12 protein-coding genes and 1 pseudogene are annotated in these 11726 nt (G+C 59.1%); 1 reads left to right on the top strand and 12 read right to left on the bottom strand.

Annotation, left to right across the window (positions count from 1 at the left end; all coding sequences use genetic code 11):
- The 6 genes and pseudogenes from AC1DIS_RS28955 to AC1DIS_RS28930 form a co-directional block, all read right to left on the bottom strand.
- A pseudogene (locus AC1DIS_RS28955) lies at positions 1–287 on the bottom strand (L-arabinose ABC transporter permease AraH); the annotation flags it as partial.
- Positions 288–296: 9 nt separating this feature from the next.
- A complete protein-coding gene (gene araG / locus AC1DIS_RS28950; protein ID WP_019650447.1) occupies positions 297–1841 on the bottom strand; it encodes an L-arabinose ABC transporter ATP-binding protein AraG in 1545 nt (514 codons plus the stop codon).
- Positions 1842–1906: 65 nt separating this feature from the next.
- Positions 1907–2911: a substrate-binding domain-containing protein gene (locus tag AC1DIS_RS28945; protein WP_018926205.1), complete on the bottom strand. Its 1005-nt coding sequence runs from the start codon at positions 2909–2911 to the stop codon at positions 1907–1909.
- A 130-nt stretch (positions 2912–3041) separates the two neighbouring features.
- On the bottom strand, positions 3042–3860 hold the full coding sequence (locus AC1DIS_RS28940; RefSeq protein ID WP_018926206.1) for an SDR family oxidoreductase: 819 nt from the start codon (positions 3858–3860) through the stop codon (positions 3042–3044).
- Between the two features lie 273 nt (positions 3861–4133).
- Positions 4134–5009 carry an SMP-30/gluconolactonase/LRE family protein gene (locus AC1DIS_RS28935; RefSeq protein WP_018926207.1) on the bottom strand — a complete coding sequence of 292 codons (876 nt, stop codon included), beginning with the start codon at positions 5007–5009 and terminating at the stop codon, positions 4134–4136.
- A 40-nt stretch (positions 5010–5049) separates the two neighbouring features.
- Positions 5050–5766, bottom strand: coding sequence for a FadR/GntR family transcriptional regulator (locus tag AC1DIS_RS28930; protein WP_018926208.1), 717 nt, complete (start codon positions 5764–5766; stop codon positions 5050–5052).
- 243 nt (positions 5767–6009) lie between these two features.
- Between AC1DIS_RS28930 and AC1DIS_RS28925 the strand changes: the two genes are divergently transcribed.
- Positions 6010–6882 carry an esterase/lipase family protein gene (locus AC1DIS_RS28925; RefSeq protein ID WP_019582740.1) on the top strand — a complete coding sequence of 291 codons (873 nt, stop codon included), beginning with the start codon at positions 6010–6012 and terminating at the stop codon, positions 6880–6882.
- Positions 6883–6939: 57 nt separating this feature from the next.
- Here the strand turns inward: AC1DIS_RS28925 and AC1DIS_RS28920 are convergent, their stop codons facing one another.
- From AC1DIS_RS28920 to AC1DIS_RS28895, 6 genes are all read right to left on the bottom strand, one after another.
- Positions 6940–7500: a DUF1285 domain-containing protein gene (locus AC1DIS_RS28920; protein ID WP_064616598.1), complete on the bottom strand. Its 561-nt coding sequence runs from the start codon at positions 7498–7500 to the stop codon at positions 6940–6942.
- Positions 7501–7516: 16 nt separating this feature from the next.
- A complete protein-coding gene (locus AC1DIS_RS28915; protein ID WP_477743480.1) occupies positions 7517–8122 on the bottom strand; it encodes a DUF4823 domain-containing protein in 606 nt (201 codons plus the stop codon).
- Between the two features lie 246 nt (positions 8123–8368).
- Positions 8369–9337 (bottom strand): GTP 3',8-cyclase MoaA, encoded by a 969-nt coding sequence (locus tag AC1DIS_RS28910; protein WP_018926212.1) that lies wholly within the window; start codon positions 9335–9337, stop codon positions 8369–8371.
- 146 nt (positions 9338–9483) lie between these two features.
- Entirely contained in the window at positions 9484–10122 is a 639-nt protein-coding gene (locus tag AC1DIS_RS28905) for a TetR/AcrR family transcriptional regulator (RefSeq protein WP_007942012.1), read from the bottom strand.
- A 383-nt stretch (positions 10123–10505) separates the two neighbouring features.
- Entirely contained in the window at positions 10506–11297 is a 792-nt protein-coding gene (locus AC1DIS_RS28900; protein ID WP_019582737.1) for a TatD family hydrolase, read from the bottom strand.
- Between the two features lie 14 nt (positions 11298–11311).
- Positions 11312–11668, bottom strand: coding sequence for a PilZ domain-containing protein (locus AC1DIS_RS28895; protein ID WP_018926214.1), 357 nt, complete (start codon positions 11666–11668; stop codon positions 11312–11314).
- Between the last annotated feature and the right edge of the window lie 58 nt (positions 11669–11726).

Genomic DNA, 11726 nt, shown 5'->3' with positions numbered 1-11726 from the left:
CGCATCACCACCGCCGCGACCACGCCGGCGCAGGCAATCACCGAGCCCACGGACAAGTCGAAGTGCCCCGACGCCAGGCAATACAACATGGTGCAGGCGGCAATCCCGGTGGTGGAAATCGCCAGGCCCAGACCGCGCATGTTCAGCGGCGACAGGAAGTTGTCGATCAGCAAGGTGCRGAGCACGAAGATCCCGACGGCCGCCAGCAGCATTACCCAGTCATCGAGAAAGCGTCGCAGGTCCAGCGGTTTGCGCGGGGTTGGCAGAGCGTTGTTTTGGATGGTCATAGTCACCTCTCAGTTCGCCACGTCGGCAGCGCGTTGGCGTGGCAAAGCCAGTTGCAGCAGGTTGGATTCATTGGCGTGTTCGCGGGTCAGTTCGCCGCGCATCGTGCCTTCGCAGAGCACCAGGATGCGGTCGGAAATACCCATGACTTCCATCAGGTCGCTGGACACCACAATCACCGCAATACCGCTGGCGGCCAGGTTGTGGATGATCTGGTAGATCTCGGCTTTGGCGCCGATGTCGATGCCGCGTGTAGGCTCATCGAGCAGCAGGACTTTCATCGGCATCGACAGCCAGCGACCGAGAATCGCCTTCTGCTGATTGCCGCCGGACAGGTACATGATTTTCTGCGCCGCGTTGGGCGTCTTCACCTTCAGCGCCTTGATCTGCTTGTCGGCGTTGCCCTTTTCCCACAGCCCGCGCAACAGGCAACCGAAGGTGGAATGAGCACCACGAGCACTGATGTTGATGTTCTCGGCGACACTGGCGAGCGGCAGGATGCCCTCCTTCTTGCGGTCCTCGGGGCACAGCAGAATCCCCGCCGCAATGGCATCGCGCGGTGAGCGCAGTTTCAGTTCATGTCCACGCAACTCCAGGCGTCCGGCCGTGTTGCGGGTAAGTCCACTGAGCATGCGAAACAGCTCGGTGCGGCCCGCGCCAACCAAGCCGAACAGACCCAGAATCTCGCCCTTGTGCACCTCGAAACTCACCGGTTCACGCAAACCCGGCCCCAGTAAACCGTCAACCTTGAGCGCCACTGCGCCACGCGGGCGGCTGCGGTAATCGTAGATGTCCTGAATGTCGCGGCCGACCATGCACGTCACCAACTGGTCATGGGTCAGCGCGCTCATGTCCTCGAAGGTGCGCACGAAGCGACCGTCCTTGAACACCGTTACCGCGTTGCAGATGCGGAAGACCTCTTCCATGCGATGGGAGACGTAGAGCACCACTTTGCCTTCGTCGCGCAGACGACCGATGATCGCCATCAAGCGATCGATCTCCCGCGCCGACAGGCTGCTGGTGGGTTCGTCGAACGCAATCACATGCGCGCCACGGGACAGCGCCTTGGCGATTTCCACCAGTTGCCGCTGACCGAGGGACAAGCGCCCGACTTTCTCTTGTGGATCGATTTCATCGGCCAGGCCTTTGAGGCAGGCCAGTGCCTGTTGCCGCAAAACGCTGCGATTGATCAGGCCGAAACTTGCCGGCAGATGCCCAAGAAACAGGTTCTCGGCCACGGTCATTTCCGGCACCAGGTGCAGCTCCTGATGGATCACCGCGACCCCGCTGCCAATGCTGTCGGCAGTGGATTTGAAGACCCTCGTCTGCTCGCCGATCCGCAGGTCGCCGCTGCTCGGCGTGTAAGCACCGCCGAGGATCTTCAGCAGTGTGGATTTACCGGCGCCGTTCTCGCCCATCAAGGCATGAACCTGCCCCGGATGCGCGACGAAGCTGATGCCGTCCAGCGCCTTCACCCCGGGAAAGGTTTTGCCGATCCCGTTGAAGCGCAGGCTGCCGCCAATGCGCTGTTCATCTGTTTGTACGTGTGCGTGCATAACCCACCTCATCACACCGATCAGGCGGCCCCGTCACCGGGGCCGCCAATGAAATCAACCGACCCTCAATTCCACAGGCCGATCTTTTCCAGTTCCTGCTTGAAGTTGTCGCGCGTGATCAGCGTCACGTCGTCCATGGCGGTGTATTTCGGCGGTTCTTTGCCGGTGGTGACCCACTCGTGCATCATGCTGGCGGTGTTGTAGCCCTCGATGTGCGGGCTCGGCAGCATCGAGCCGAAGAAGCCGCTGTTGGCTTTCTTCAGTTCGCCGATGGCATCGGTGCCGTTGATGCCGATACCGATTACGTTGGCGGCGGCAAAACCGGCGCTTTCGGTGGCGCGCACGCCGCCCAGCACGGTGTTGTCGTTCATCCCGCCGATGATCAGGTTTTTCGCCCCGCTCGGGAGCTTCACCAGCGCCGAGTTGGTGGCGTCCATGCTGCCAGGTACGTCGAGGGTTTTCAGGGCCGAGAACAGAATGTGGTCTTTCGGCATCCCGGCGTCTTCCAGGGCTTTAACCGAACCGTCGGTGCGTTTCTTGCCGGTATCGAGTTCGTTGAAGGTGTTGATCACCGCATAGGTTTGTTTCCAGTCCCAGCCGCGCTTTTTCGCTTCGGCGGCCATGGCGGCACCCTGCTTCTGGCCAACTTCGAAAGCTGCCATGCCGAGGTATGGCACGTCCTCCATGAACTTGCCGCCGGCATCGACGAAACGGTCATCGACAGCGATCACTTTCAAACCGTTGAGCTTGGCCTTGGCCATGATCGCCGGGCCGAGGGAGACGTCCGGCGGGCAGATCACGAAGCCCTTGGCGCCGTTCGCCGCCAGGCTGTCGATGGCCGAAAGGGTTTTCTCGCCATCAGGCACAGCGATCTTGATGACGGTGAAGCCCTTGTCCTTGGCGGCCTTTTCAGCGAAGGCCCACTCGGTCTGGAACCAGGGCTCTTCGGCCTGCTTGACCAGAAAACCGATCTTCACTTCCTCGGCCGCCAGCAACGTACTGCTCAGGCTGACCGCGGTGACCGCCAAAGCGGCACAGCACAGGGAACGGATCCCACGACGACGTTTCATAAGCTGACTCCTTGTTATTTTTTTTGAGCGTTAGTTGAAAGCCAATACAGCGGTCGAAGCATGTAGCCAATAGTCATATCGTATGATGATTGTATTTCAGGCGTAGTTTTTCGCCTGAAACCCAAGTTATTCAGTCGTGGTACATGACCGAACGACCACCATCGATGGTGATGCACGAAGCGTTGATGAATGGCGCCTCATCGCTGGCCAGGAACACGGCAGTCATCGCCACTTCGATTGGCTGACCGATGCGGCGCGGTGGATGCAAGTCGAAGGCCCGTTGACGTTCGGCATGAGGGTCGGCAAAGCCGTTCCAGTAGTCGACGTTCAGTTGGGTTTCGATATAGCCCGGTGCGATGGCGTTGACGCGAATGCCCTTGGGTGCGTATTCGATGCCCAAGGCGCGGGTCAGCCCGAGCAAGCCATGCTTGGCCACCGGGTACGGGAAGCAGCCGGGAATGATGTGAGTGGAATGGGTCGAGGCGATGTTGATGATGCTGCCGATGCCCTGCTCGATCATCTGCGGCAGCACGGCTTTGCAGCCATACCAGGCGCCGTCCAGGTCGATGGCGAAGCAACGATGCCAGTCGTCCTCGGTCATTTGCAGCGGATCACGGAACACGTTGACCCCGGCGCAGTTGACCAGCACGTCGATGCGACCGTGAAGCTCAATGGCCAACTTGGCCATGGCGTGCAGGTCTTGCTGGCGCGATACGTCGGCCTTGATCGCCACGACATCCGCGCCTTGTTCACGCCAATGCGCCGCGACTTTTTCGACTTTCTCGGCCTGGATATCGCTGATGACCAGCTTGGCTTGCTGGGACGCAAAGGTCGCGACAATCGCTTCGCCGATCCCCTGAGCGGCGCCGGTCAACAGCACGACCTTGTTTTTCAGGCGCTCACCCTTCGGCGGTTCGGGCACCGGTGGCAAGGAAAGGGGTTCAGCCATGGATCAACACTCCTGTTCGAGGGCACGACGAAAACCGGACATCTGTCGATGTCCGGTCAAAAGGCTTTTTGGAATAGGCAGGCAGGCGTGCAAACGCCCGGGCGCCGGGGCGGCCTGAAGCACTGTCACCCCAAGGGAGGACGGTGGAATATCGCTGCATCACTTCACCTGTTTTGTTTTTTTAAGTGTGAGTGCGTGTAACTGATGGGGCCGACTATAAACCCGGCCACCAACAAATCTCAATATATAATTTTGCATCCCATATTTTGGGATTTATCCTGCAAATCTCTGACAGGGCTTTCCGGGCACATCGACTCGAACCGACAACACCGCACCATCCAATGGATGGTTGAGCGGGCTCGCCGCACTGGTGATGTACAAGGTTTTGAAGTCTTCGCCACCAAACACGCAACTGGTGGGGCGACTGACAGGCAGTTCGATCACCCGATCGACATGACCGTCCGGGCTCAGCCTGAGCAAGCAACTGCCGTCCCAGCGGGCGTTCCAGATATAGCCCTCGGCATCCATCGCCGAGCCGTCGGGGCCACCCCGTTCGTGGGGGCCAAACCAGACGCAGGCGGTGTCGAGGTTGCCGTCGGTATGGATGAAATGTTGGTACAACGTACCGTCGAGGCTGTCGGCGAAATACAGGGTTGTGCCGTCGTCGCTCCATAGCAATGTGTTGGGGATGCCGAGCCCTCGAAGCAGCGGCGTGACCCGAGCATCGCGGTCGATGCGAAACAGGCCACCGGAGCGGCGCACGATCGGCAAATCTTCGCCCTGCTCGCCGATGTTGTTTTGCATGGTGCCCAGCCAGAGCCGGCCCAAGGCATCGCAGCGGGCTTCGTTGGCGCGATTGCCGGGTTGCGGATCGGCCACACAGAGCAAGGTCAGCCGAGGCTCCAGGCCGGGAGAGTTCAGGTCCAGCCGATAAACCCCACTGCTCAATGTCACCAGGGCATCGCCACTTTCGCAGGGGATGAATGCGGACACGTGTTCCGGCATCTGCCAGATTTCCACATTGGCGCCGATCAATCGCAGCGCCTGTTGGCCGGCGATATCGACCCAGTACAGCGCCTGGGTCGGTGCATCCCAGAACGGACCTTCACCGAGTCGCGCACGGTGTTCGGTAACCGCAGTCCACGTCATGAAACCTCCTTTTTATGCTTTTATGTGGGAGCGAGCCTGGTCAGCTTGCCTTCTTGTCAGCCATGACTTGGGGGTAAAACCGTTTGATCGCCAGGTCGGCGTTATCGATCAGGGTCATGCAGGCCCACACACCCCGCGCAGCATCCCGGGCGGCGATGGCGTCGGCCATGTCTTTGTGAATCGGCAAGGTGCGGCGCAGTTCGTCCGGGTCGGCGGCAGACACTTCGAACGACACCGCCAGCAGCGCGCCGAGGGCCGGGACCATTTGTTCGATGAATTGATTGTGGCTGGCGGCGAGGATGCACTCATGGAAGAACTGGTCGGCGCGGTTGTAATCGATGCCGCTGTCTACGGCTCGTTCCAGCGCGTTGTAGGCCTGAAGCACGGCTTGCACTTGTTCCACCGTCGCGCGCTCGCAGGCCCAACGCACCGCCATCGGTTCGATGGTACGACGCAGGTCAAGCAAGTCGTCGACGAAGTTTTCCGGCAAACCGCTGCGCGACAGCCAGCCGACGACTTGTGGATCGAAGAGGTTCCAGCGCCGTACCGGCAACACCCGCGTGCCGACCTTCGGCCCGACTTCGAGCATGCCTTTGGCGACCAGGGTTTTGATCGCTTCGCGGATGACCGTACGGCTGACCCCAAGCTGCTCGCCCAAGTCGGCTTCAACCTTGATGGTCTGACCGGGCTTCACCTGGCCAGCGGCAATCCAGCACCCCAGCCAATCAACCGTCGACGCGTGAAAACTGCTGGACATGGGTACCTCACCGCCCGGTGAAAATAAAAATGAAACGACACGAAAGCCGTTCGCAATGGATGCCCACGCTAATCATCATATGATTGGGTGTCAATTGGATTTTTCTGGAGTTCTTGCCAACACAGGCATGACTGTTCGTCCGATTACTCCCCCGGCGCTTTGAACCCACCCACTTTGTAAACTACGGTTAGCCCGCAACAGATCAGGCTGCTTCACTAAAATCCGCTATCGTCAGGTATGAACATGGACATGGATGCGTCTACGAAATACCCCATTGTGTTGGTTCACGGTCTTTTCGGCTTCGACAGAATCGCCGGTTATCCGTACTTCTTCGAAATCGAGGAAGCCCTGGAACGTGCTGGTGCCCAGGTGTTTGCCGTGAATATTCCAACCGTCAACGGCAATGAGGAACGCGGTGAAAAACTGCTCGAACACGTCGACCGTATTTTGCGGGAAACGGGCGCCGCCAAGGTCAATCTGATCGGCCATAGCCAAGGTCCGCTGGCCGCACGCTACGTCGCAGCCCTGTACCCGGAAAAGGTTGCGTCGGTCACCTCGGTCAGTTGCCCTAACCACGGCTCCGAGATTGCCGACCAACTGCACAAGGCACTGACACCCGGAGAATTACCCGAAGCCTTGGTATTAGCCCTGTTAGGCGCAGTCGGCACCTTCATTTCGTTGATCAGTGGCCATCCGGAAAACCCCATCGACCCTCAAGCGGCGTTCGAATCGCTGACCAGCGCAGGCCTGGCCGCCTTCAATCGCAAGTACCCGCAAGGGCTGCCAAAGGTTTGGGGCGGGGAAGGCAACGAAGTTGAGAACGGCGTGTATTACTACTCCTGGAGCGGGATCGTGCAGAACTTTCAAAGCCTGCAACTCCTCGACCCGACCCATTTGAACTGTAAAGTGCTGTCGCAGTTATTTTATAAAGAGAAGCACGCCAATGATGGGCTGGTCGGCCGCTACAGCTCTCATTTGGGCAAAGTGATCCGCTCGGATTACCCCATGGACCACTTTGATGCAGTCAACCAGATGGCCGGGATCAACAGTTGGAACGTGAGCCCGGTGATGCTCTACCTTGAACACGCCGCCCGGCTCAAGAGCAAGGGTTTGTAAGCCCATAAAAAACGGCCCGCTGCAATAACGGGCCGTTTCGTTTCTCGGGTTCAGCGCTTACGGCTCAAGTCCGATCGGGAAAAACTCGCCACCGCTCCAGACACCGAGCCAGCTCTGCCCGTCAATCTCACGGCTCACCGCCAGCTCTACCAATTGATAGAACACATTGCGGTGAATCAGCGCTTCAAGGTTGCTGCGCACATGCACGTACGGCGCGGGCTCCTGAGTCACCGAGTCGATCACCACGCGCATGGGGTGCTCGACACCGGCGTCGGTGGTTTCATCGACGTTGGTGGTAAAGCGCAAGACCTGAGCCTCACCCTCGCCTTCGACTTCCACGGCTATCGCCACGAACGGTGCGTCGTCGACCTTGATGCCGACCTTTTCGACTGGAGTAATCAGAAAGTAATCATCGCCGTCGCGGCGAATGATGGTGGAGAACAGCTTGACCATCGGCTTGCGCCCGATCGGCGTGCCCAGGTAATACCAGGTGCCGTCGCGAGAGATGCGCATGTCGATGTCGCCGCAGAAGTCGGGGTTCCACAAGTGGACCGGTGGCAAACCTTTGGTTTTGGGGATTTGTCCCAACAGGTCATTGGCTTTTTGCGGGCCACTCATGGCGTTCTCCTTTTAATTACTGATCGCTGAGCCCCAACAGGCTACGAGCGTATTGCTCCAGCGGCGGGCCCAGAAGATCTTCTGGCCTGTTATCGTAGAACGTCAGTAAACCGCCACGACTCTTGATACGTGCAGTATCGATCAAATACTGGGTGCTGGTCTCGATCAACATGATCTGAATGACGCCACTGTCGATCCCGAGGCGATCCGAGCGCTCCTGGTCGATCAAATCGTCCGCGTTGCCGATGCGGTCGTCGGCCTTGGCAAAACGTGTATAGAGCAGGTAGTGAGCACCGGAGGCACGGGCTTCTCCCATGGCGGCGTCGAGGCCTTCCGGCGCGCGGGCGCGGCGGACCATCGGGAAATATTCGATAAAGCCGTTGAAGGCTTCTTCGGCCACCACGTTAGGTCGCGGAGAAGCAATGCCCGGTGGCGCGAAGGCGCCCTGGGCGATGTAGATGAAGGAGTCCGGCTGAATGCGGATGTTATTCACGCGACGGCTGTCGCTATGGTCCAGCAGCCCCACGTCGCTCATGTGGTAGCGAGTTCCTTCGGCCATATCGCTGACATTCATGCAGCCGCCAAGTGCCAAAACGGCCAGCAGCAAAACCAGGCTACGCATCCTTCCCTCCAGAAGCCGGTGACGGAAAACCGGCGAATGGCCGAGGGATGCAGCTTCCGCGCCAGCTCAGGTCATGTGCATTTTCAGTCTGAACAGACCTGTGGCGAGGGAGCTTGCTCCCGTTCGGCTGCGCAGCAGTCGTAAGTTCCAGGGAATGCGGAGCGTTTGGTAATTTTAGGGCCGCTTCGCGCCCCAGCGGGAGCAAGCTCCCTCGCCACAGCAAGCGCCCTTCACCGCAAGACCCGGTCAGCCGCCGATGATTTTCATGATGGTCGCGCCACCGGAGAACGCCACTTCCTGCTTGTCCCCCAGAGCCTTCACCAGCAGTCGCTGCAAGGCCGGCAATGCCTGATGACGGGGTTTGTCCAGCAGATCGCCGACATAGTGGCGATTGCTCGACGACAGGCAGCCATGCAGCCAGCCAGTGGACGACAAGCGCAGACGCGAGCAGGTGCGGCAGAACGGCACGCTTTCGTTGGCGATCACGCCGAAGTGGCCCTGTCCCGGAATCTCGTAGCGCACCGCCGTGGCATCGACCGGCGCGTCGGCCTGCAGGTATTCGTAGTGTTCGCCGATCAGGCTCAGCAATTGCTGAAGGCTGACGAACTGTTGCAGGAAGGCGTTGGAATCACTGGCCAAGTGACCCATGCGCATCAACTCGATGAAGCGCAGCTCGTAGCCGCGTTCCAGGCAGTAATCGAGCAATGGCATCACCTGATCGAGGTTTTGCCCACGCAGCGGCACCATATTGACCTTGATCTTCATGCCGGCTGCCGCGGCCTGGGCCATGCCGTCGAGCACGGTCGCCAGATCGCCGCCGCGGGCAATGCTGCGGAAAGCCCCGGCGTCCAGGGTATCGAGGGAAACGTTGATGCGTCGAATGCCGGCATCCACCAGCAGCGGCAGCTTCTTCGCCAACAGCTGGCCATTGGTGGTCAGGCTGATGTCCGCCAGCCCCATCTGCCCGACGGCGGTCATGAAGGCTTCGAGCTTGGGGCTGACCAGTGGCTCGCCACCGGTAATGCGCAGGCGCTCGATGCCGGCTGCTTCGATCAGATAGGCCACGCCGCGTGCCATCGCCTCGGCCGACAACTCATCCTGCGCAGCCACCAGCCGTTTGCCGTTGGGCACGCAGTAGGTACAGGCGTAGTTGCAGGCGGAGGTCAGACTGATCCGCAAATTGCGAAAACGCCTGCCTTGACGGTCAACGATCATGGATCACTCCGGCGAAAGAAGATTCGAACGCGCAAAACTTGACTCACAAATCAAGTTTTAGCAAGCCCTATGCCTGAGTATATTCCTGCGGTACTGCGCCACGTAGCTAAATCATGGCTCATGGCGCAATTAGACAACTGAATGGCTCAGCTGCTCGGAGTGTCGGTATCGCGCTTGCGCTTGTTGCCCATGCGCACGCCGATGTCCATCAGGAACTGGAAGAAACCTTCCTGATCTTCCAGCACATTGCTCCAGAACGGCGAGTGATACAGCGCCACGGCGCCATGCACCAGCGCCCAGGCTGCGCAGTAATGGAAGTAAGGCGGCACGTCTTCGAGCTTGCCTTCGCTGATCCGGCCCTTGATCAGCAGGGTCAGGCGTTCGAAGTTCGAGGCGCGGATCTTGTGCAGTTCCTCGACCATCTCCGGTACCTGGTTGCCCTTGACCACCTTTTCTTCCAGGCGATCGAACAACCGATAGCGTTGCGGATCGCGCATGCGGAATTCGAAGTAGGCCCGGGACAGGGCTTCCTTGTCCTTATCGACATCGGCGGAATGCAACAGCTCGTTCAAATCACGCTCGTAGTCGAGCATCAGGCGCAGGTAGATCTCTGCCTTGGATTTGAAGTGCTTGTAGATCGTGCCTTTGCCGATACCTACGGCATCAGCAATCATCTCGACGGTGACACTGTCTTCACCTTGTTCGAGGAACAGCTTGAGCGCGGTATCGAGAATTTCTTGCTCGCGGCGACGAAACTCACGGACCTTACGAGGTTCTTTATGCATAAGAAAAGGTCTGTAGGGGTCAAAATTCGAAGCCGCGTATTATGCCTAACTTGCGCAAAAATGCACGGATCATCCGACCATATATGTGTTTCTTGATGAATTCACGCGACCTCGCCGGTTGATGAGAACTCAACCGAAGCGCACGTATTCCAAATTTGTTTAAAAACCCGACCAACCAAACTGGACTCGGCGCGATACTGATCAATACTTCAACTGTCGGCGAGGCATCTCCCCCAAGTGTCGCGCCGATGAAGGTACCAAAGGATTGCGTGCCTTTGTTTTACTCCTAATGGTCTTAACCCGGATTCACCCCCCAGAACCCGGGTTTTTTTTGCCTGCAATTTGGGAGCAAGGCCCGCCACAGGTTGCGACTTTTTCCAACGTTACGCCGATGCCCTGACGTGCGCCAACGGAAATAACCGCTTGAAATTCTCGGTAGTCTGCTCGGCAAATCGCTCGTAGGGCTCGCCTCGCAACATTGCCAGAAATTCCGCTACCTCACGCACGTACTGCGGCAGGTTCGGTTTGCCGCGATACGGGATCGGCGCCAGGTACGGCGAGTCGGTTTCCACCAGCAAGCGGTCGGCCGGCACTTTGCTGGCCACATCGCGCAAGGCATCGGCATTGCGAAAAGTGACAATACCGGACAAGGAAATGTAATACCCCATATCCAGCGCGGCCTTGGCCATCTCCCAGTCTTCGGTGAAGCAATGCAGAACGCCTGCTTGAGGCAGCGCCGCCTCACGCAGCAGTTCGAGGGTGTCGGCCCGGGCGCCCCGGGTATGAATGATTACCGGCTTGCCGGTCTGTTGCGCCGCTTGCAGATGCAGGCGGAACGACTCCTGCTGCAACTCTGCCGCTTCCGGTTCGTAGTGGTAATCCAGGCCGGTTTCCCCGATCGCCACCACCCGCGGATGATTGAGTTCGCGCAACAGCCAATCCAGCGCCGGAGCGGCACCCGGCTGCACATCCAGCGGATGCACGCCGACCGAACAATCGACGTCGTCGTAGCGTTCGGCCAGGGCTTTGACATCGGCGGCGTTCTCAACGCTGACACCAATGCACAGAAAGTGCCCTACTCCCCTCTGACGAGCCGCGTCGAGCGCGGCATCCAGGGAGCCGTCGTGGGCGGTGAGGTCGAGGCGATCAAGGTGGCAATGGGAATCTACAAGCATAAAAGGGCTGCAACTTACATCGTATGAGTGGGACGGTCGGACTTCAGGGCTCCGGCCAGATGGGTTTCGATTCGACTGCGCGCGGTGTTATCGCCTTCGTTGAATTGCACGCCGACTCCAGCGGCGCGGTTGCCCTGGGCACCTTTGGGGGTAATCCAGGTGACCCTGCCGGCGACCGGGATCTTTTCCGGTTCGTCCATCAGGTGCAGCAGCATGAAGACCTCATCGCCCAACTTGTAGCTCTTGTTGGTCGGGATAAACAGGCCACCGTTCTTGATGAAGGGCATATAGGCTGCGTAGAGCACGGACCTGTCCTTGATGGTCAAGGACAAAATGCCATTGCGCGGCCCCGGACTGATGGGTTCATTCATGCTGACCTCCATTTCTGATGATCAGAGTCTAGTCACCTCTGGGCAGGCAAGGATACCC

It is taken from the genome of Pseudomonas sp. 05N433 (genome assembly GCF_056396925.1).
Note: the sequence above shows the minus strand (reverse complement) of the source record. Positions and strands in the feature narration are given on the sequence as shown.